The 20,813-nt window shown below is 36.3% G+C and carries 27 protein-coding genes; 14 read left to right on the top strand and 13 right to left on the bottom strand.

Going from position 1 to position 20,813, the window contains the following annotated elements:
* Positions 1-161 precede the first annotated feature (161 nt).
* A complete protein-coding gene (locus CSE16_RS14120) occupies positions 162-581 on the top strand; it encodes a pyridoxamine 5'-phosphate oxidase family protein (protein WP_099424495.1) in 420 nt (139 codons plus the stop codon).
* 126 nt (positions 582-707) lie between these two features.
* On the opposite strand, the gene CSE16_RS14115 is transcribed toward CSE16_RS14120, so the two are convergent.
* Positions 708-1,256, bottom strand: coding sequence for a glutathione peroxidase (locus CSE16_RS14115; RefSeq protein ID WP_099424494.1), 549 nt, complete (start codon positions 1,254-1,256; stop codon positions 708-710).
* A gap of 342 nt (positions 1,257-1,598) precedes the next feature.
* Between CSE16_RS14115 and CSE16_RS14110 the strand changes: the two genes are divergently transcribed.
* From CSE16_RS14110 to CSE16_RS14100, 3 genes are all read left to right on the top strand, one after another.
* The gene (locus tag CSE16_RS14110; protein WP_157764896.1) at positions 1,599-1,823 is read left to right on the top strand and encodes a helix-turn-helix transcriptional regulator; all 225 of its coding nucleotides are present in this window, start codon (positions 1,599-1,601) and stop codon (positions 1,821-1,823) included.
* A 2-nt stretch (positions 1,824-1,825) separates the two neighbouring features.
* On the top strand, positions 1,826-2,128 hold the full coding sequence (locus tag CSE16_RS14105; protein ID WP_099424492.1) for a hypothetical protein: 303 nt from the start codon (positions 1,826-1,828) through the stop codon (positions 2,126-2,128).
* 299 nt (positions 2,129-2,427) lie between these two features.
* Positions 2,428-3,738, top strand: coding sequence for a serine hydrolase (locus CSE16_RS14100; RefSeq protein ID WP_099424491.1), 1,311 nt, complete (start codon positions 2,428-2,430; stop codon positions 3,736-3,738).
* A gap of 108 nt (positions 3,739-3,846) precedes the next feature.
* On the opposite strand, the gene CSE16_RS14095 is transcribed toward CSE16_RS14100, so the two are convergent.
* Positions 3,847-4,359: a MepB family protein gene (locus CSE16_RS14095; RefSeq protein ID WP_099424490.1), complete on the bottom strand. Its 513-nt coding sequence runs from the start codon at positions 4,357-4,359 to the stop codon at positions 3,847-3,849.
* 208 nt (positions 4,360-4,567) lie between these two features.
* Between CSE16_RS14095 and CSE16_RS14090 the strand changes: the two genes are divergently transcribed.
* Both CSE16_RS14090 and CSE16_RS14085 read left to right on the top strand, forming a co-directional pair.
* On the top strand, positions 4,568-5,071 hold the full coding sequence (locus CSE16_RS14090; protein WP_099424489.1) for a DinB family protein: 504 nt from the start codon (positions 4,568-4,570) through the stop codon (positions 5,069-5,071).
* Positions 5,072-5,397: 326 nt separating this feature from the next.
* Entirely contained in the window at positions 5,398-5,886 is a 489-nt protein-coding gene (locus tag CSE16_RS14085) for a metal-dependent hydrolase (RefSeq protein WP_099424488.1), read from the top strand.
* 67 nt (positions 5,887-5,953) lie between these two features.
* Here the strand turns inward: CSE16_RS14085 and CSE16_RS14080 are convergent, their stop codons facing one another.
* Positions 5,954-6,442 (bottom strand): TetR/AcrR family transcriptional regulator, encoded by a 489-nt coding sequence (locus CSE16_RS14080; protein WP_099424487.1) that lies wholly within the window; start codon positions 6,440-6,442, stop codon positions 5,954-5,956.
* 221 nt (positions 6,443-6,663) lie between these two features.
* Between CSE16_RS14080 and CSE16_RS14075 the strand changes: the two genes are divergently transcribed.
* Positions 6,664-8,079 (top strand): amino acid permease, encoded by a 1,416-nt coding sequence (locus tag CSE16_RS14075; protein ID WP_099424486.1) that lies wholly within the window; start codon positions 6,664-6,666, stop codon positions 8,077-8,079.
* A gap of 399 nt (positions 8,080-8,478) precedes the next feature.
* Here the strand turns inward: CSE16_RS14075 and CSE16_RS14065 are convergent, their stop codons facing one another.
* Genes CSE16_RS14065 through CSE16_RS14050 form a run of 4 tightly spaced genes read right to left on the bottom strand, consistent with a single transcriptional unit; the run spans position 8,479 to position 10,879 of the window.
* Positions 8,479-8,889, bottom strand: a complete 411-nt coding sequence (locus CSE16_RS14065) for a DUF3021 domain-containing protein (protein WP_099424485.1) — start codon at positions 8,887-8,889, stop codon at positions 8,479-8,481.
* 5 nt (positions 8,890-8,894) lie between these two features.
* Positions 8,895-9,344 carry a LytTR family DNA-binding domain-containing protein gene (locus CSE16_RS14060; protein ID WP_099424484.1) on the bottom strand — a complete coding sequence of 150 codons (450 nt, stop codon included), beginning with the start codon at positions 9,342-9,344 and terminating at the stop codon, positions 8,895-8,897.
* 60 nt (positions 9,345-9,404) lie between these two features.
* Positions 9,405-10,148, bottom strand: a complete 744-nt coding sequence (locus CSE16_RS14055) for an ABC transporter permease (RefSeq protein ID WP_099424483.1) — start codon at positions 10,146-10,148, stop codon at positions 9,405-9,407.
* Between the two features lie 11 nt (positions 10,149-10,159).
* Complete coding sequence (locus CSE16_RS14050; RefSeq protein ID WP_099424482.1) at positions 10,160-10,879, bottom strand: ABC transporter ATP-binding protein; 720 nt, start codon at positions 10,877-10,879, stop codon at positions 10,160-10,162.
* Positions 10,880-11,102: 223 nt separating this feature from the next.
* On the opposite strand from CSE16_RS14050, the gene CSE16_RS14045 reads away from it, so the two are divergent.
* Together CSE16_RS14045 and CSE16_RS14040 are read left to right on the top strand one after the other, a co-directional pair.
* Entirely contained in the window at positions 11,103-11,420 is a 318-nt protein-coding gene (locus tag CSE16_RS14045; protein ID WP_256376291.1) for a DUF5713 family protein, read from the top strand.
* Between the two features lie 244 nt (positions 11,421-11,664).
* Positions 11,665-12,486, top strand: coding sequence for a sulfite exporter TauE/SafE family protein (locus tag CSE16_RS14040; protein WP_099424481.1), 822 nt, complete (start codon positions 11,665-11,667; stop codon positions 12,484-12,486).
* Between the two features lie 225 nt (positions 12,487-12,711).
* On the opposite strand, the gene CSE16_RS14035 is transcribed toward CSE16_RS14040, so the two are convergent.
* Positions 12,712-13,446 (bottom strand): glucose 1-dehydrogenase, encoded by a 735-nt coding sequence (locus CSE16_RS14035; protein WP_099424480.1) that lies wholly within the window; start codon positions 13,444-13,446, stop codon positions 12,712-12,714.
* A 134-nt stretch (positions 13,447-13,580) separates the two neighbouring features.
* Positions 13,581-14,051, bottom strand: a complete 471-nt coding sequence (locus tag CSE16_RS14030; protein WP_099424479.1) for a glutathione peroxidase — start codon at positions 14,049-14,051, stop codon at positions 13,581-13,583.
* 258 nt (positions 14,052-14,309) lie between these two features.
* Between CSE16_RS14030 and CSE16_RS14025 the strand changes: the two genes are divergently transcribed.
* The gene (locus tag CSE16_RS14025; RefSeq protein ID WP_099424478.1) at positions 14,310-15,161 is read left to right on the top strand and encodes a DegV family protein; all 852 of its coding nucleotides are present in this window, start codon (positions 14,310-14,312) and stop codon (positions 15,159-15,161) included.
* A 51-nt stretch (positions 15,162-15,212) separates the two neighbouring features.
* Here CSE16_RS14025 and CSE16_RS14020 read toward each other — a convergent pair whose 3' ends face one another.
* Positions 15,213-16,427, bottom strand: a complete 1,215-nt coding sequence (locus tag CSE16_RS14020; RefSeq protein WP_099424477.1) for an MFS transporter — start codon at positions 16,425-16,427, stop codon at positions 15,213-15,215.
* 120 nt (positions 16,428-16,547) lie between these two features.
* Here CSE16_RS14020 and CSE16_RS14015 point away from each other — a divergent pair, with 120 nt between their 5' ends.
* Entirely contained in the window at positions 16,548-17,432 is an 885-nt protein-coding gene (locus CSE16_RS14015) for a LysR family transcriptional regulator (RefSeq protein ID WP_099424476.1), read from the top strand.
* 67 nt (positions 17,433-17,499) lie between these two features.
* Here the strand turns inward: CSE16_RS14015 and CSE16_RS14010 are convergent, their stop codons facing one another.
* The 3 genes from CSE16_RS14010 to CSE16_RS14000 all read right to left on the bottom strand — a co-directional run bounded on the left by CSE16_RS14010 (position 17,500) and on the right by CSE16_RS14000 (position 19,226).
* On the bottom strand, positions 17,500-18,153 hold the full coding sequence (locus tag CSE16_RS14010; protein WP_099424475.1) for a hypothetical protein: 654 nt from the start codon (positions 18,151-18,153) through the stop codon (positions 17,500-17,502).
* Positions 18,154-18,282: 129 nt separating this feature from the next.
* Positions 18,283-18,765, bottom strand: coding sequence for an endolytic transglycosylase MltG (locus CSE16_RS14005; protein WP_099424474.1), 483 nt, complete (start codon positions 18,763-18,765; stop codon positions 18,283-18,285).
* Positions 18,762-19,226 carry a hypothetical protein gene (locus CSE16_RS14000; RefSeq protein WP_099424473.1) on the bottom strand — a complete coding sequence of 155 codons (465 nt, stop codon included), beginning with the start codon at positions 19,224-19,226 and terminating at the stop codon, positions 18,762-18,764. The genes CSE16_RS14005 and CSE16_RS14000 overlap by 4 nt, the downstream gene beginning before the upstream one ends.
* A gap of 165 nt (positions 19,227-19,391) precedes the next feature.
* On the opposite strand from CSE16_RS14000, the gene rpmG reads away from it, so the two are divergent.
* From rpmG to CSE16_RS13985, 3 genes are all read left to right on the top strand, one after another.
* On the top strand, positions 19,392-19,541 hold the full coding sequence (gene rpmG, locus CSE16_RS13995; protein WP_053582877.1) for a 50S ribosomal protein L33: 150 nt from the start codon (positions 19,392-19,394) through the stop codon (positions 19,539-19,541).
* Positions 19,542-19,783: 242 nt separating this feature from the next.
* Positions 19,784-20,347, top strand: coding sequence for a 5-formyltetrahydrofolate cyclo-ligase (locus tag CSE16_RS13990; protein ID WP_099424472.1), 564 nt, complete (start codon positions 19,784-19,786; stop codon positions 20,345-20,347).
* An 18-nt stretch (positions 20,348-20,365) separates the two neighbouring features.
* Complete coding sequence (locus tag CSE16_RS13985; RefSeq protein WP_099424471.1) at positions 20,366-20,578, top strand: YqgQ family protein; 213 nt, start codon at positions 20,366-20,368, stop codon at positions 20,576-20,578.
* The last annotated feature ends 235 nt before the right edge of the window (positions 20,579-20,813 follow it).

Here is a 20,813-nt window from a genome sequence, read left to right as displayed (position 1 = left end):
TGAATCATAGAAATGCGCCATTTTACGCCATTTTTCATCTTTTTCATTATAAAAATGCTCGCTTCACTATCCTTACATTCATTTCTTATTTTTCAAACAAAACCGTTTAATATAGGAAAGGAAGGGCAAGTTAATATTGAAACATGAAAGGATGGGATGAAATGGCTTCTGTACGTGATGAAATACTAGAGGTATTAAATCGTGAAAAAATAGGGACGATGGCTACTGTAAGGAATGGTAAACCTTATTCTCGCTATATGACATTTCAGCATGAAGACTTCGTATTATATACGGTCACAAGTAAACATTCTGAAAAAGTAGAAGAGCTGCAAAAAAATCCGTATACACATATTTTATATGGCTATGAAAATAACGGATTTGGTGATGCATATGTAGAAATTGAAGGAAAAGTGACAGAGTTTGAAGATGAGAGCATAAAAAACAAGCTCGCAGAATTATTTTCAGGCATTTTTATCGGCACTAAAGACGAAATGTTAACGCTGAAAATTGAACCGATTCGCATGCGATTGATGAATAAGAAAGGCGAGCCACCGAAAGAATTAGAATTTACACCTAAATAGTTAGAGAAAAAACGACCATTGTAAAGCTATTTTTTATTGGATCTTTACTATGAATTACCCTACGGTGTAAATGATGACATTGAAAAAGTGAGCTACTCCGTATATGGGCAGCTCCTTTTTTGCAAATCAAGCGAATAATTGTTGAATCGCATTTTCAATATCAAGCATGGATGCATCTGGCTCAAATCGAGCAATCACTTTGCCATGTTGATCTACTAAAAACTTTGTGAAATTCCAACGAATATTATGTCCTAGTAAATAATCAGGGTACTGTTCTTCAATTCGGTGGTACAGCAATTTTTGCTGCATCGTGTCTTTTGACATTGGTTGTGCGTCCACTTCATGCTTTAAGTAATTAAATAATGGATGCGTCATTTCACCATTCACTTGCACTTTGTCAAAAATCGGGTAAGTTACTCCGAATTGACCCATGCATTGTGCTGCGGATTGTGCACCGCTTTCGGGATTTTGATTGCCAAACTGATCGCAAGGGAAGGACAATATCTCAAAATCATGTGCTGCGTATTTTGCATAAAGCTTTTGCAAATCTTCATATTGGTATGTAAATTGACATTGGCTCGCTGTGTTCGTGATTAACATAACTTTTCCACGATACGTCTGCATAGATAAAATGTCACCGTTTGCCTTTTTCGCTAAATAATTATAAACACTCATAAAACACCTCTGTATAAGTAATAATATTCTATTATAGCGAAAAGAATATTGGAAGTCTAAAAGTCTGTTTTTAAATTAGGATTTCCTAATGCCTCAGGTGACTGAATTATAGTGAAGATTGACTATAATTCGTTGGTATTCACAGAGTAGTGTTTGATGAAAGGTTGTCTCATGTGAGAAATTTCGCATGAGGCTTTTTTCTGGTTATTTATTGGACAGGGTTTGTGAACTTTGATTGACGAAGTCGGAAAATTAGAATTTTCAAATTATTAGGTAATATATTCTTTACATAAGGTAAAAAATATATTACATTTAATTTGTCAGGAGGAATCGAGCATGCTAATAAATGGCGAGAGAAAAATTCAAAATAGAATTGTTGTGTTAAGGGCTGAAAGGGGCTTATCCCAAAAAGAGATGGCTGATAAATTGGGGGTGAGTAGACAAACAATTATTTCTCTTGAAAAAAACAGATACAATCCGTCGTTAAAATTAGCATTTGAAATCTCGCTCATGTTTGGAGTGGATTTACACGAAGTTTTTCAATATGAAGTAGAGGAGGAAAAGTAAGTATGGCGATTATTACAACGAGTTTGTCTCTTATTTATGTATTAATATTTTTTATTGCCGTGTTTATTTCATTAAAATTTGAATGGGGTGAGGAGAATAAAGATGAGCGCGGAAAAAGCATTTCAAGTAAATCGTACGGTATCGTATTTCCTTTAATGCCTTTTGGATGGTTTTTAATTGAGTTATATGACAGTTATATTGGCACGCTAAGTTATGATGCATACAAGTTAGCCATTTGGTATTTACTCACAGGATTAATGATTCTTCAAGCCATCATCTTAAGCGTTTTAAAAAGGAGATATTAACTTGTTTCAGCAGGTGTCCCATCCTTCTAGAAGTGGGGATGAATGTCAAATATGCAATTTTATTCAGTGGAGATTAATAATCTAGCTGAATAGGGTATTCAAGCTAAGAACACCGCATCGTGCAGCACCGCCTGAGTGACCAACATCGTGTTGGCTCAATGCCTCGGCGGATATCACAGATTTTTAAGGGGAGCTTTTCGAGCGAGCTCGAAAAAAACTGGACAAAAGTTAGCCGAGGTGTAATTGATAATAACAGTTTGTCTTCATAGGGTGAAATAAATAACTGAAGGAGCTGCTGTATGAATATTTACGCGTGGGTAGGGATGTTGGGAATTATTTTTCTTACACTCCTGCCGTTCATTAAAAAGGAGAACAGGTCTAAAGGAGAAATTAGAAAGGCTATCATCACGGTAGTCATTGTACTTGGGATCATCGTTGCAGTGTTAGTTTTTAATGTCAACTATCCACTTGCGCTCATTGCTGGTTTCGTAGCTATGATCCTATTCAATAAAAAAACATACACGAAGAAACGTTTGCTCATTTATAGTTCGATACTTGTCATTATTGGTATTGCAGCTTTTTCCGTTTTTCGAGATAATCCTGATTATGTTTTGAACCATTTGAAGGAAAATCCACAAACAACTTCCCTTTATGTAGCGGAAAATGGAATGGAATTGATGACTTATCAATCAGATGTAGTGAGACCGTTAGCAAGCACAGTGAAGATGCTCATTGCCGTTGAATATGCAATGCAAATTGATGCAGGCATTCTTTCTAAAGACAACACCGTGTCGCTAGACGATTTAGAACGTTTTTATTATAAGAATACGGATGGCAATGGACATGAGTCATGGTTGAAAAGGATGGAAAGCGAAGACAAAATTAAAAATAATGTCGTTACGTTACATGATGTTGCAATAGGAATGATCACATACAGCTCAAACGCCAATACTGATTACCTCATTGATTTACTTGGGATAGCTAACATTAATGCGCAAGCAAAGTCTCTAGGTCTTACACAACATGAGGAAGTCTATCCGATTGTCAGTGCACAATTAATTCCGAAACAATTAGATAATACTTCGATAAGTGAAAAACAGTTAATCCAAAAGCTCGAAGAAATGCCAATGGAAACGTATCGTTCTACAGCGATAGCAATAAGTGAACAAATGAGGGAAGGAACAATCAAGGTTGAAGAAATTTCTTCTGATATATCTTTGAAACTACAAAGAGTATGGTCGGATCGCTTAATAGGTGCATCCGCCAATAATTACGGTAAGTTGCTAGCAATCATTTCGAATGACGAACTTCCGGGTGCGGCAGCAGGCATCGTGAGAGATTTACTCGAGTGGCCAATGCAACATAACAAAGGGAATCATGAGCGCTTTGCCCACCTTGGTGCTAAAGGTGGCTCGACCGTATTTGTATTGAACGACGCTATGTATGCAGAGGATCACATTGGGAATAAAATCGAATTCGTTATTTTGACAGATAATCTGAACTTCTGGCAAGCACAAATGCTCCGATATAATATGAATTCTTTTGAATCAAAATTACTTGGGGATAAAGATTACCGTCAGAAAGTCCAAAAAGAACTTTCTGAATTATAAATCTTATCACTTACTTTGAATGGTTCATGCTGGCACACAATACAATCCCAAAATAAGTATACGGGGTAATTTACCCATGCTTGGCACATAGTGTACTTTCAATTACTATTAATTCGTGTAAAGACTAATCAGCTCTTGTACATTAAAGCTGTTTTGGGGATCCACCACGACAAAATAAGGCAGCTGCCATTTTTGAGTCGCGGTTGCTTGTTTACTAGTAGGCGTATCCCAACTCGGGTAAACTCTTATGGCCATTTTCCCTTTAGTAGTAGCTGACTTTAAAATTTTGTGTTTTACAAGCACTTCTTTAGGAAAAACGAATTGCCCAAAAGATTGCTGATCATGGGAAAATGTATTGATTACTAATAAATCCGGAGCGTTTTCTGCTGAAAAGGCTTGGTTTTTATTCGTCCCATCTTTCTCCCAAAAGGCAACAAATTGCCCAATTTTGGTAGGCGTTATTTTGGCCACTCTAAATCGAACAGATGTACAATTCAACTGAAATACCCCAGCGCCATATTCTGAATTCTGCGTTTCTTCCCGAACATCAGTTACAGTAAGGTGATTGGGCTCATAAAAAACTTCATTTATGTAGGTGAATGCTTGAGAAAATTGATTCATGGTCAAACTCCTTCTATATTATGCTAGTAAACCTTTACTAAATAGAATAGGTTATTATTAATCTTCCGTCAAAGTTTGCTTAGTATAGAGAAAATCAATAATCTACTAAGTTGAAAAAAAGCTCAATAGAATAATTTTCATTGTAAAGAATATATTGAGTAGAGTAATCTTTGAGTACTCTTTTTAAAGATGGGATGGGGGAATTATCATGAGTAAATTAGGAAATGACACACTGACTGAAACGAGAAATCATCTAATAAACGAGATTACTTTATTAAGTGATGCTCAATTTAATTGGCAACCTGATCGGGAGAGCTGGAGTATCGCCCAAGTTTGCCATCACCTAGTTTTGGTAGAAGAAGCGACGATAAAAGCGATTACCTGGGGATTAAAAGCGGGTGAACCTACGCAAACAGAGCGTATAAATGTAGAGCTACTCATATTGGATAGAACGAAGAAGTTGATAGCCCCAAAAATCGTTGAGCCTGATGTGAAATCATTTGAAATGCAGCAAATATTCACGTTGCTAAATGATTCGCGAAAAAAATTAATGACGTTACTTAGCTCAGTAGATGATAAATCCATATTGGCGAAAAAATCAGTGAAGCACCCTTCTCTTGGGGAATTACCACTAGATCAATGGATTGAACAAATCTATTTGCATGAGAAGCGACACATCGAGCAAATAAAGGAGATAAAGGGCCTTTTATGAAGAATTATGTATGAAACTTATTCATAGTATAGAGAGCGCATGCATAACAATAATTTTCGCAACATACATTTTCCAAGTTTCATACATTAATATATACAACATTACTTTTATTAAGTGTCAATTTCCCATAAAACGAAGGGAATACATTTATACAGGTATGTTGTATTTTTTGGTTATCGTCTTAAAAAGTGAGCGAGGAAGGGGCCTTGTATAAATAAATCTAACAGAACATGAACGTACATTCGGAATGTATGTTCTCTTTTTGTCGGAAGTGTGTTAAATTTAGAGTGTAGAATTTATCAACAGGCAAGGAGAATTATGGACTTATGCTAGGGAACACACACATCGTAGGAGGCATCACAGCAAGTCTTGCTTTTGCACAAATTTCAAATGAAAATCCACTTTTATTGGTAGGAGCAGGCATTATCGGTGCATTGTTGCCGGATATTTGCCACGGCGGGAGTAAAATTGGGCGGACATTTCCCATCAGTTCAAAAATCGTCAATAAGCTGTTTGGGCATCGGTCGTTCACACATAGCTTGCTCTTTTTATTTTGTGTAGCGATGCTCATGAATGCTTTTGTACCATACAAGCCAATTACAATCGGTCTGCTATTAGGAATGGTCAGCCATTTGATCCTCGATATGGGGACAAGGCAGGGAATTAAGTTATTTTTCCCAATTAAAATTAAAATACGATTCCCCCTCACAATTAAAACAGGTGGCAAAGTGGAGAAATTCATTTTTGCAGGGCTATGCATGCTGTCGTTGTATTTTGGCTTTGAAATGATTATGGATACCGTGAACAAGACGTAAAAAATAACCCTTGCATGAGTATTATTTCATGCAGGGGTTTTAATAATACTTCCAGGTAAATGCACAATTAAACGAATATTCTATGAAACTCCATTTCAACGGTGATAAATGGAAGAGCAATTTCCTCTAGTGGAGATGTTTCTACATTTTGAATGATGTCCCATTGATAATTTTCATTTGTAAAGAACCATGATCTAGCCACTAATTCAGCTTTTAATATTTTTTCATTCGTTTTCGCCATATTTAGGAAAGCGGTAACCTGTTTTAAAATCAGCTGCTTAGCTTCCTCTTTTGATTTTGGTAAAAAAGGAGTATCAGCTATTTCTAAAAACTCTTGCAAAACATTTTCCATTAACATAATTAAAATATCATCTTTGCCCTTGAAGTGTACATAGGCAGTACCGTAACCTGTTTTTGCTCTTTTAATAATTTGTGAGATTGTTGTTTTTTCAAATCCAACTTCATAGAATAATTCACGAGCTGCATAAAGTAATTTCTGGCGTGTCAATATAGAACGTAAACTTCTACCGTCAATTGTTTTCTCGTCAACTTTCATATGAGTAATACCTCCTCATAGGGTGTCGGGTCCATGGATAATCTCGTACCGGGCACTTTTAACTAATAGTAGCTCCTATCGCATTTTACACTTCCTACGAAGAAGTATGGCAAACGATCCAAACAATCAAGAAAATAGTAACAGAAAAGCAATATGAGAAATTTGATAAGAAACGAAATGTTGTCTCGTAAACTAATTGAGAACTGGGGGAGTAGTTAGTTATGAAAAATGACAATGGTTTTCAGGATATTTTCGAAAGGGAGAAAGGGTTAAATCGTAGTTTGACGACTGGTCAACTGACGATGATTGCCATTGGTGGAGCAATCGGAACAGGGTTATTTTTAGGGAGTGGTTTGGCAATTGGTTTGGCAGGTCCGAGTGTCATAGTCAGCTATGCCATCGGTGCATTGATTGCGCTACTGTTAATGGGTTGTCTGGCAGAAATGACGGTGGCCCATCCCGTGACAGGTTCGTTTGGGGCGTATGCAGAACGCTATATTAACCCATGGGCAGGTTTTACCGTTCGCTATTCTTATTGGTTTGGTTTAGTTTGTGCCATTGGAACAGAGGTAACGGCTGTTGCGGTTTATATGAAGTATTGGTTTCCAACAGTTCCGGCAATTGTGTGGATTGTATTATTTGCAGCCATTCTTATGTATGTCAATTTGACTTCTGTTAAGATGTTTGGTGTTGTTGAATATTGGTTTTCGGTAGTAAAAATTGCAGCGATTGTTGGATTTATCATCTTAGCCGTTTATGTAATAGTTGGTGCGGATAGTTCATCAACAATCGGTATCCAAAATTATACGAATAATGGAGGATTCTTCCCGAATGGACTTTGGGGAATGTGGATTGCAGTATTTATTTCGTTATTTAGTTACTTAAGTATCGAAATGATTGCAGTCAGTGCTGGAGAAGCAAAGGATCCAGAAAAAGCCGTTCCGATTGCACTTCGTTCAGCAGTGGTCCGTCTTGTGCTATTCTACCTGTTAACACTATCACTTATGCTAATGATTGTTCCTTGGGGTGCTGCAGGGGTTGATAAAAGCCCATTTGTAAAAGTTATGGAAATTGTAAATATTCCAGGTGCAGCAGCAATTATGAATTTCGTTGTCCTTGTAGCGGCACTTTCTGCTATGAATAGTCAATTATACATTTCAACACGTATGATGTTTTCATTATCTCGTGGTGGCTTTGCGCCTAAAGTACTTGGAAAACTAAACAAGAAATCCGTTCCTTCCATTGCATTACTCGTTTCCGTTATTGGGATTGTCTTTGCAACAATTTTCACTGTGGTAAAACCAGATTCGGCTTTTACCCTAATGATTTCACTTTCTAGCTTTGGCGCAATGTTTGCTTGGTTTATGATTTTTGTGACACACTTATTTTTCAGACGGAAATGGAACGCAACGAATGGACGCCAATTACCAGTAAGAATGATGGGATTCCCTTATTTAACGATATTAGGGGCTGTTCTTCTAGCTTCTGTTGTTTTATCAACGTGGTTTTCACCTGATTTTAAAGCCACATTAACACTCGGATTCCCGTGGCTACTATTCATCTCAATCTGTTATTTTATTTGGAAGAAAGTGAATACGAAAAAAGAGGACCAGGTAGAAGATGGGGAAGCATCCTAATTTAGAATATTTTGTTCTTTAGTATTAGTTTCCACATAAATGAATTAATTGCTTTTTTCTGACTCTAAGAACATTCACATATTTATAAAAAAAGATGATTTCAGTCACTGAAGTCATCTTTTTTATATTTTGTAGATTTAAAATATTGTATTCTTCTGTCCTGACAATACAATTTTAGTAGAAGATACACCGTAAGGCATCGCTTGATCGATAAACAGCTCGAGTGTTTCCACGGATGCGGTTGCGACTTTTGCAATAGAAGTGGGAGGCATTAGTAAAGAAGGGCACAGCTTTTTTTATTCCTTGGACGATTAATTTGAATGAGTGAGGAGAAATCCTGTATGTTGGTTGTAAATATAAACCCCAATACAGGATTTTTTAAACTTATTTCAGCAAAAGTCAAAGTAAATTCAGTTCTTCATTTAATTTTTTCATTTGATGTTTAAAGTATAAATAACAGACTGTCCAGCTGACCGAGTATATTAAAACAAAGATAGCAATCGCAAGTAAGACGCTAGTGAAGTTAAATGGAATCCAACCGATGCCAAATGCTAATATGAAATACAAAATAATGACAGTTACAAAGTGAAATACGGTCTGTTGAATTAGTCGCAAATTTTGATTTTCGAAATAGAGTGAGCTAACAGAGAATAGCCAACCACATAACATAAAACCAATCGAATTTTTCGTGTAAAGTTCACCTTCTAACATACTTTTATCACTGAAAAGTACGATTGAATTTGTCAAAATAACGGTGAGAAATGCGCCGAAGAAAATTCCAATCATACTTCTAAATAAAAAGTTTTTCATACGCTTTATCTCCTATTCATTTTTAAAGCTTCTTTCACTGTATTGACGTATGTTCGAGAGACATATTCTTTTGCCCCGGATTTAAAATATACACAGAGTGTCCCGTTAAACGATGCTTCAAAACGGCTCAGTTCATGCAAATTAACAATAACTGATTTTGATAATCGAATAAATTTATTGGCAGGGAGAATTTCCTCTAATTCATATAGTTTCTCTTTCAATTTGTAGGTGCCTGTTGCTGTAACAGCTACAACACTTTCATTTTCTGTATGGAAATAGTGAATGTCATCGGGCTTTAAAATATGCTGCATTTCTCCATCTTTACCAATCAAAAATTCGGTTTCCCGCCCTTTAATAAAATCTAAAATTTCTTGAACAGAATTGTCTAATTCAGGCGTTTCAATCGTGATTTTGGCTTCTTTAAAGTCACTGTCAATATTCAATGAGACTTTCAATGTACAACACCTCTTTCGAGAATATTGTATCTGTTTCTTAGAGTTAAGTCTCCAATTTTGTTAAATTTTTCTTTTATTCATAAATCCAAGTATGAATAACGAGACAATAGCAAGCGTTAAAATGTATGCAAATGAAAGGATTGTGCTTTCATTCAATGCAAGCTGTCCGTTCCAAACTGCAATAAATAAATTATTCATATGGTACAGTGGATTAAAGCTCGCAATCGTTTGAATAAATTCTGGCATCAAATTGATTGGCATTGCAAAGCCACCTGTTAAAATAACTACTTGCAAAATGACGATAGAGAAAACGAGCGCACTTTTCATGTTGTTGAAAAATGAGTAAACAGCAGATGAAATAACAAGTAAAAGTGCATTTAGTACAATGAAGAATCCATATGATGTGAAAAGTTCAACGGCATTAAATGTCACATTGTACATGGCCATACCAATGACAAAAATCAAGATGAAGCCAATACTTGTGATGATGATTGAACGAATGATGCTGGAAAGTAAAAGTGTATTTTTTGATACAGGGGAAAGGCGGATTCTCTTTTCAACCCCTGTTGTTCTATGTGTCACTTGATCAAATCCAAAAGCGAAAAAGATAACGGTAAATGTGATAAGTAAAATAAATGAAGGGGTATATGTTTGAGCATAGCTTAAGTTACCAGCGTACGTAGCATCTCCAAATAATTGTCCCATAAAAATATACGTAACAGGTGGTACAAAGATAGTGAAAACTAAATAAAATAATTCCCTGGAAAACATTAGTAAATCATATTTTAATTGTGTGATTAACATCATAATCCCCCTTAAATAGTTACTTTAGAAAGGTAAAATTCGTGTATAGATTTATAACCTTCTTTTAAAATTCCCTCAGTTGTATCAAAAACTTCATTCACCCCGTTATTGATAAGCAAAACTTTATCGCAATATAATTCGATTTCATCCATATTATGTGTCGTTAAAATAACAGTACCACCCGTTTGTTTATTGTAATTTGTAATGTATGACCAAAGGATGTTTCGCATATGTGGATCGAGTCCGGTAGTCGGTTCATCTAAAATGAGCAGTTTAGGTTCTGATAAAAAGGCAATCGCTAAGCTTACGATTTGCTTCCATCCACCAGAAAGCTTGTCAAAATACTTTTTGCGATGCGGCTCTAATTTGAAATCAGCCATTATCTTTTTTACTTCGACTGGCGATTCGTAATAAGCTTTGAATAATTTCAGCAACTCTTCTACTTTTAAATTTGCATAAAACTGCGTAGGCTGCAAAACGACGGAAATATTTTTTCGTACTTGTTCAAGCTTGTTAAGAGAAAGAGATTTAATATCCTCTTCCATCACGACAACATGTCCTGCATCATATTGCTTGATTGTCATTAAAATTTCTAAAAAGGTCGATTTTCCAGCGCCGTTCTTCCCAATAACGCCAATCACTTCCCCTTCGCCAGCTTGGAAGTCTATCCCTTTCAGCACATTTTTCGACCCGTAAGACTTTTTTAAATTGTTCACTTCAATTACATTCATTTTATTCCCTCCAACCAATGTTCTTTGTAACCAAAGTATATGCTGATTTCCCGGGGGAGTCTGCCAATTTCCGGTAACTTGCATTGATTAACGGGTGACTTGCAGTAAAAGGGGGGTGACTTGCTGGAGGGGAAGTGAAGATGTAATAAAAATGGATTTGCAGTAAATTCGCAATATTCTTGTGTTATTATAATAATAGATACAATATATTGGAGGGATTGCGTTGACAAAAGATATTAGTTATTTAGTGGATATGTATAGAGATTCATACTTCCCAGATTTTTTAGTAGACAAGGTCAAAGCAACAATTGAAGGAGTCGCACACTTTCTGGAAACGGAAACCTATACAAATGAAACCGTGCAACTAAAATTAGATGAGATGACAGATGAAATTAATAATTTAGCAGAAGTGTTTGATGAGCATGGTAGTGAAATCGAAACGGTAGCGAGAGAGTCAATAGCAGATACGGTCTTCTTAATGCTGAAGGCATATCAGATCGATATTGATATTGAGGAAGCGATTCGAAATAGGGATTGGTAAAAAATAGTAACTCTATATTGTTCAATAAATCGCTAAAGTATTGCTTATACGATAGCGATTTTTTTATTTATCTTTACGGACGATTTAAATTGATGATTCAGAAAACTTCTGACTTATAGTATTCTTTAACACTACGCTAAAAGTCAAAATAAGGTGTAGAACATTAACAAAGTACAGCTGGATTTATTACATTCAAATATCTTTTAATTTAGAAACGGGAATTTATTAATGAGGGAGGGGCTTTGTGTTTGGTTTAAGAGTTTTCCATATCGTTTTGAGTAGCATTATTGTAATTAGTGCAACTGGGGTTCAAGCATTAACTGGCTTTGGCTTCGCACTTGTTGCAATTCCGTTATTACTTTATATCTATCCAAGTTATGTAGCCGTTTTAATGACCATGGTATTATCGTTATTTGCTCTTCTACTGGGAGCTAGAAAAACAAAAAATTTAGCTCGTTGGGATTTAATTTGGCGACTGCTCGCAAGCGGTTTACCTGGATTGCTGTTAGGAATACTAATTGGTGGTGAAATAAATGCTATTTATTTGAAAGGGATTGTAGGGGTTACAGTGTTAAGTTATGTTTTTTTTCAATTGATGTCAGCAAGACGAAAAAAAGAAGATACTCAAAATGCTTTTACTTTGGAACAAGCATCCGTTGACCTAGAAGCGTTGCCAATTGAAAAAATGAAATTACCATTTACATTTTACTTCGCTGGAGTTTTGTCGGGAATACTAACCGGTGCAGCAGGTATACCTGGCCCACCAGTCATAGCGGTATTAATTCATTTATTACCTAAAGATATATTCCGAGCTACAATTGTGAATTTTTTTATTATCAACTATTGTTTAGCGTTGGTTTTGGCGATAGGGATTTCACAGCAGAGGTTAACGTATGATTTAATAAAAACGATAGTAATATTATTAATACCATTAGTAATCGGCCATTTTATTGGGAATTATTTGCGAAATTTCGTGAATGAAGGCAATTTTAAAAGACTGGTTTATGTTTTATTAATTATTGTTGGTGTAACTTCAATCGGGCAAAGCCTTGCACATATCATCTAAAAAACATACTCATATTGTAATGAAATTTTTTTAACATACGCAGTTAGGAAGTCGTTGGGTATTAAATAGCCGATGGATTTCTATAAGCGTTTTTTTGTAATGATGATTTAGTGAAAAAACTGTGAATTGATATTTTTATAAAGGCAAAATAAAACAGCCAGTTACCGAAATAAATCGATAACTGGCTGGAAAATGAGCTAAATTTTTAATATCCTACAACTTCAATTATTGAGCTGAAATTCCGCCGTCAATAATAAACTCAGAACCAGTAGAGTAGCTAGAATCATCAGAAGCTAAGAATAATACCATGTTTGAAACTTCTTCAGGTTGTGCAACGCGTTTTAATGGAATATGTTTAGCGAATGCTTCAACAGCTGCTTTAGTATCTTCTTGAACAACCATTGGTGTAGCGATAACACCTGGGTGTACAGAGTTTACGCGGATGCCCATTGGCGCTAAGTTAATTGCAGCTGCTTTAGACATACCACGAACAGCGAATTTTGTATCTGTGTAACCGATTGCACCAGCTACTAAACCATTTAATGAAGAAATGTTAACGATTGAACCACCGCCAGCTTTCATCATTGAAGCTGCAACTGTTTTCATGCCTAAAAATACTGAAACTTGGTTAATTTCAACGATGCGACGGTATTCTTCAACCGTAACTTCTAACATGTTTTTAGCCATTGTAATACCAGCATTGTTTACTAAAACATTCACTGGACCGAATGCTTCTTCTGCTTTTGCAACAACTGTCGCCCAATCTTCTTCACTTGCAACGTTTTGTTTAACGAAGATTGCGTTCTCGCCAAGTTCAGCAGCAAATGCTTGTCCTTTTTCTTCATTTAAGTCTGTTAAAACTACTTTTGCCCCTTGTTCTACGAAAAGTTTTGCGTGAGCAGCACCCATACCTTGTGCTGAACCTGTAATAATAGCTACTTTGTTTTCTAAACGACTCATTAATAAACACTCCCTAATTACTATATTAGTATATGAATTTCTCTCCAATAAAGAAGATAAGCTCATTATAGTATACGTGTAAACTATCGTCAAACATTGAGCTTACAAAATGAAAGCGGTTTTAAATTTTCGTCTTATAATAATTGGACAATCTCTTTTTCAGCTACAAAGGGAGTATCGATAGGAGCATAACGTTTTATAACATTCCCTTCACGATCGACTAAAAATTTTGTGAAGTTCCATTTAATCGCCTGACCTAAAAATCCTTTACTTTCCGAAGTTAAGTGCTGGAATAGTGGATGGGCATTTTCACCGTTTACCTTGACGAGTTCATGCATCGGGAATGTTACACCGTAATCAAGGCGGCAAAACTGTGCGGCTTCTTCACTTGATTGGAACTCCTGCTTAAATTGGTCTGAGGGGAATCCTAAAACGATGAAACCTTTGTCTTTATATTTTTGAAACAGTTCCTCTAGTTGGGTAAATTGCTTCGTGAAACCACATTTACTTGCGGTATTAACGATGAGAAGTACGTTTCCTCTATAATTTTCTAATAAATAGGACTCGTTGTTTTCCGTGCGCACGGCGATTTCATAAAGATTCATGTCATCAGCTCCACCTTTATCATTTTAATTGGTTGAATTTCTATAGCAATTCAACTATTATCTACTATTGTAATGAACTTACTATAATTTGTAAAAGTATAAACCGATTAAATAGAGTCAGTGTTGAAACGTGTCGAAAAAAAGACAATGATAGGGAAAAATCTTTAACGATATGACAAATGTCACTATGGAACAATAATGATTTCCTATACATTTTTGTGGAGATAAAAAATATTTATTCAAGGGGTTTACTATTAAATGGGTAAAAAGGTAGCTTGGGTTACAGACACAGCGGCATTATTAACAGAAGAGTTTATAAGAAAACATAATATCCATGTATTGGCATTGAACGTCGTTTTTGAAGAAAGCGCTTTCCGTGAAACGATCGATATGACACATGACGAATTTTATCATAAATTACGCAATTCAAAAGAACATCCAAAAACTTCTCAGCCTACATTTGGTGAGCATGTTGCTTTATACGAACGATTGAAAGAAGAGGGCTATGATTATGCAATCGCAATTCATACTTCTGAACAATTATCGGGCACTGTCGTCAGTTCTCCAATGGCGGCTGAGCAGGCAGGATTCAAAAACTTCGCGATCGATTCAAAAATAGGTTCTTATCCAATGCAGGTAATGTTGGAAAAAGGGCTGGAACTTGAAAAGCAAGGCCTTGAACCAGAGCAAATTGTGCAACAGATTGAAGCGATGTGTGATAAAGCTGATTTGACGTTTATTCCAGCAAGCTTAGGGCAATTACATAAAAGTGGCCGGGTATCTGGAACCGCGATGTTATTAAGTAATCTTTTAAATATTAAATTAGTCATTGGCTTCAATAAATTGGGCAGTCCAGAAGTGTTACAAAAAGTTCGAGCAGACAAACGCGCAAAGAAATGTGCAGTCGAGCGTTTACAAGAAGCTATTGCAAAATCGCCAGTAACAGAAGTGGCAGTTATTAACTGTAACAATGAAGCAGGTGCGGTAGAGTGGAAAGAGGAATTGGAAGTTCAATTCCCAACGATCAACTTTATCCCAACACCTCTTTCAGCTTGCGTAGGCGTACATGCTGGTGAAGGAACGCTAGGACTTACTTGGGTTCGACAATAATTAGATAAAAGCAGGCTCATTCGAATTAGTCGAATGAATCTGCTTTTTTGTTTAGGCTTGAGCTTTTGTAGCAATGGTTGCATGGGAGTGATTAATAAAATGGATGACGGCGGCAAGTGTGAAGGTGATAGCTAACGCGCTTGTAATATACACAATAATGCCAGTCCATCCGTAGCGTACCCAGAATACACCACCTAAAGTTCCCCCAACACTCGACCCGAAATAATAGGCGAATAAGTAGAGTGATGAAGCTTGAGCTTTGTTTTTTAAAGCGCGTCGACTTACCCAACCACTGGCAATCGAGTGCGAGCCAAAAAATCCAAATGTAAACATAGTGATCCCAATAATTTTTACAAGTAGGCTTTCTGGTAATGTAAGCAATCCACCGGTCATCATAATAAAAATGCCAATGTAGAGCACGTGCTGTCGACCGAAGCGATCGGATAAGCTACCAAACCATGTGGAACTCCAGGATCCAACTAAATAAACGACAAAAATCCAACCAACAACGGTTGCACTTAAATTGTACGGTGCATCGAGAAGCTTAAATCCAATATAGTTGAACATCGTGACAAAGCTGCCCATAAGCGTAAAAGCAATGCCGAATAAACAAACGAGCCCTGGATCTTTTAAATGCTGGAATAAAGATTGGGTCATTGCTTTCAATTGAAGTGGACGCGGTTTAAAATGTTTCGATGGTGGTAAAGCCCAAATGAAGTACAGGCAAATGACTAAGCTTAATAATCCTAAAACGAGCATCCCAATCCGCCAGTTAAAGAAGTCGGTCATCATGCCCATAATGACTCGCCCAGAAAGTCCTCCAATCGCATTTCCACTAATGTATAAACCCATTGCGGTCCCTAAGCTTGCCGGCTCCATTTCTTCACCTAAATAGGCCATTGCAATAGCTGGAACGCCTGCAAATACAAAACCTTGCACGACTCGAAGCATTAATAACACTTCAAATGTTGGTGCAAAGGCGAGTGTAATTGTTAAAAATGAGGCAGCGATGATTGAGATGGTCATTAATTTTTTTCGTCCCCATGCTTCTGATAGAGACCCGAAAAGGATTAAACTAAAGGAGAGTACACATGTAGCAACAGAAAGAGATAAGCTTGCAACAGCAGGAGAGACACCGTAATCATGTGCAAACTGTGGCATTAAAGGTTGTGTTACATAAAGATTCGCGAATGTAATAAATCCAGCAGCAAATAGTGCTAAGTTCGTAAGTGTAAATTGTTTTGTTCCTTTTTGTATGTAATTCATCGACGAAAACCTCACAAGTCGTACTAAATTTGATATGCTATTTCCATCAGTATAAGGAAAGTGCCATAATAAAGATAATTCATTGTTTTTATGTCGCTTATAAAAAAAAGTTATAAGGGGATGTGCAAAGTGGAACTTTTACCGTTAATCTACTTTAAAACGGTTGCGCATTATGAAAATATGTCGCGTGCAGCAGAACAATTACATATGACACAACCAGCCTTAAGCAAATCGATTTCCCAATTAGAAGCAAGTCTGGGTGTTCAATTATTTGATCGGCATGGTAGGGCAATCCGATTAAATCGATACGGTCGTTTTTTTCTAGAACGCACGGAGCAATTACTGCGCGATTATGATAAGGCACGTGAAGATTTACAAAACATCATTTCACCAGGGTTTGGTGAAGTCGCAATCGGCTTTATGCATACGCTTGGACTAAAAGTAATTCCTGCTTTAATGAACGATATTCGGACCGTATACCCACACATGAAATTTCAATTGACGCAAAGTAATTCGGGGGTTTTACTGGAAAAATTGGAGGATGGTCAATTGGATGTATGTTTAATATCCCCTCTTGAATATAAATCGTATATTTATTGGGAAAAATTATGGGAAGAGGAATTGTTTTTAATTGTTCCGAAAAATGATGTCCTTAGCAAAAAGGAATCGATTAAGGTGGAGGAGTTTGCCGAACGCCCTTTTATTTCGATCAAAAAGGGCAATTCATTGCGTAAATCGGTTGATGAACTGTTTCTACAAGAAGGCTTTCCATTAAACGTGGCATTTGAAGGGGAAGAGGTACATACGTTGGCAGGGCTTGTGGAAAGTGGGCTAGGTGTTTCTTTAATTCCTTCTATTAAAGGAATAGAACAATATGAGGTGAAAATGATTCCGGTGGATGCGGTAAATTGCAAACGGGAAATAGGTATTGCCTATTTAGACAATCAAAAAAATTCTACAGCAACCACGCAATTTATTTCATATGTGAAGAATTATTTTAAATGAAGAAAAGACGGATCCGAAATGATAGTTTTCGAATGCGTCTTTTTAACATGCTGCGTAAAGAACACCTCTATAAAGTGCGAGAAGCTTTCCCCTCTATTAATTTAAAATGAATATTGCTTGAGGAACCACTTTCAACATGGTTCGGGACATTGGTTAAATTAAGTAATTCCTTCATATGAATGGATTTTTTGTGATTGGCCTCAATCGTAATCGTATGTGGACCCGCTACATTCATGAGCGATTCCATTCGTATTCCGTCGTCCATAAAAAATGAATCTAAAAACTGTAACTCAAATGACACTGCTTCATTACTCCGATTATGTAATACAAAGTTGCATTCACCAGTTAACTTGTCTTCACTTACATTCTCAAAATCGCACTGACCTTTGCCATCATATGAAATCGCTGAAATGCCACTTGCGAATGTTTCTTGGTACAAGGTAATCAGTTGGTTTGGTACCAGTGCGAATGCGATTAAAACGATGAGTAATATTCGGAAATGATACTGCTTTACGCCGATAAAAAGTAAAATTATCGCGATTACAAATAAAACAGATCCAAAGATGCCGACTGTAATATAGCCATCTTGATTTTTAATTGGAAAAGACATGAATGTGGCACGTGCGTCTAACATTCGATTGTTAGGAAATGGGAAAGATAAAAAAATGCATACGCATAAAATTACAAAGGAACTTATGAGTGCTGCTTTACTTCGTATCATTTGAACACTTCCTTTCATATTTACTTATTCACCAACTATTCACATTGGCCTATAAAAAATAACATGCGTACCTTTCTTTCATACGCATGTTTAAAAAGATTATTATCCGATTTGAATTTGTAACATGTTCTATTCTGCTTCCGCTTTTTTGCCTGTCAGTGTTTTAGCAATTTGGTTGACTGTCATATCGGAGTGTAATTCAAAGGCGCCTTTTTGGATGGAACGAGAAAACTCAGGCTTTGACAAGTAGAGCTCGATTTCGCGGCCATTTTTTACGATTTGCTCTGCTTCTAGTTGCTGACCAATATCATAAAGTGACATATTTTCATATATGTATATGGTACGTGTTACGACATCCTGTTCATCGGATGAATCATTCGGTTGTTCGCTTTTCGGCGCATTGTTCTTCGTCTCTTTTGTTGCAACATTTGGCTCATTTCCAGTTTTAAGCTGTTGTTTTAAACTTGCGATTTGCTTTTCATAGGCCGCAAGTTGTTCTTCGTATTGTGAAACATCTTGTATGGCTCCACTCGGACCAAACTTTTCATACAACGTAAAGCTCGCGCCTGCTATAAATAAACCGATGCCAAATGCACGAAAGGAAGTTTTCATAAACGGCCCCCCGTAGCGATAATTAATTGTATTTGCGCATGTGTTAATGTAGAACGCTTACTAATTTCTTCAATAGAAAGTCCTTGTCCATTTAACGCGAGAACTTGGCTTACTAAAATGCCATTAATAGGCTTTGCTATTTGCGCAGGTGGCGCAGGTGGCCTCACTTGGGAAGTATATGCTTGAGCGGCCTTCACTTGAGCAGCGACTTGGTGAAAAGTCTCCATTGCGTCCTTTTGTTTCGCAGGTAATTTATTTGGCGATTTTACTTGGAAGTTGGGTTCTACTAAAAGTTCCTCTTCCACCATTTTGATGCGGCGCTTTAGAGCGTTCGTTTCCTGATAAATATTAATTGATAAGTCTTCTAAATCACTTTCAACTTTATTTGATTTATCCCTTAAGAACATGGAAATAATAATAAAAACGATTCCGATCAACATAATAATCGATGCGATATCCATTCTGAATCCTCCTATTTTTGAATGTTTCTTGCATCTATTTTATCATATAAAACAAATTATTAAATCATACTGGATTTTTTATTAAAACATGTTATAATGGGTAAGTCGTATAAATCATGCTCAATTTTAAATTAGAATTCTTGAATTAGAGTGGGAGGGTTAATGATGCGCGTAAATATTACTTTAGCTTGCACAGACTGCGGCGAACGTAACTATATTTCTAAAAAGAACAAGCGTAACAATCCAGAGCGTCTTGAACTTAAAAAATATTGCTCTCGTGAGAAGAAATACACTACTCACCGTGAAACAAAGTAATTGCTCAATTAGCCAGAACCACTTGTTGGTTTTGGCTTTTTACTGTTATTTTGTCTAGTTTTGGCCAATATTCTAAATCGAAAAATATACAAATCTATAGTTATTTACATAGAAGAAAGGAATCAACTCGCTAAATATTGCACGAGTTGAATTTTTTTGATTTTTACATAATGCAGGGGGCTTGCAATTTTTCATGTATTTTAACAAGCTTTTGTGTAAATATTCGAAGGTAGGGGAATAATATGGAAAAGAAGCAGCAACGCGTTAGGGTGTTACAGCAATTAAATAATTTATCCTATAGCGACTATCGAAACCGCTCGCTTAGGATTGCCAAAAAATTATTGGACGAGCAGATAATTCAAGACGCAACAACGATCGCCATTACAATTGGCAATCGACCTGAAGTGGATACTACAGCAATTATCGAGCAACTTTGGCAATTAGGAAAACAAGTAGTTGTTCCGAAATGCGAGCCGGTAGATCATACGATGGAGTTTTATGAAATTGACAGTTTTATTCAAACAGAGCGTGCCTTTAAAGATATTTTAGAGCCGATCCCTGCGTGTACAGAACTTGTGAAAAAAAATGAAATAGATGTTATCATAGTACCTGGTGTCGTTTTTGGTACGGATGGTTATCGCATAGGCTTCGGGGGCGGGTATTATGATCGTTACTTGCCAGCATTTCAGGGTAAGTTGATTTCGCTTGCTTTTGAAGAGCAGCTAATGGACAACATCCCGAGAGAACCACATGATATCCCTGTTCATATACTAATTACGGATAAACGACGAATGAACTGTCAATAGTTCACGGGAGGAACAATGATGCAATCGATATTAGATATTATTAGCTTATTAAAAAATTATGGTATTTATATATACACGCGTGACCGTATAGGTGATTTATATTTGATGGAAGATGAAATAAAAGAACTATACAAGGCGAATGTATTGGATATTAAAGATTTTCAAATGGCGTTGTTAATTTTGCGTCAAGAGGAACGAAAGATAAAAGAAGCAAAATCAAATCAATTGTAGTATAATAAAGGGTATCGTTTTAATACTTGCTTATTTTCAGTGGATTTGAAACGATTAAACGAAAGTATAACTTGAAAACAGCGGAATTTGCCGCTGTTTTATATTTTGCCATGAAACTTTTTTGTAAGTAAAACGTACTTATTACTAGTGTGATTTTCAAAAAACAAATTGATTGATAAATTAGGCGAAAAATATTAAGATATATTTTGTTTCATTGAAAGTTATTATTTTTATA

It is taken from the genome of Solibacillus sp. R5-41 (assembly GCF_002736105.1).
In the GTDB taxonomy this organism is placed as follows: Bacteria; Bacillota; Bacilli; order Bacillales_A; family Planococcaceae; genus Solibacillus.
Note: the sequence above shows the minus strand (reverse complement) of the source record. Positions and strands in the feature narration are given on the sequence as shown.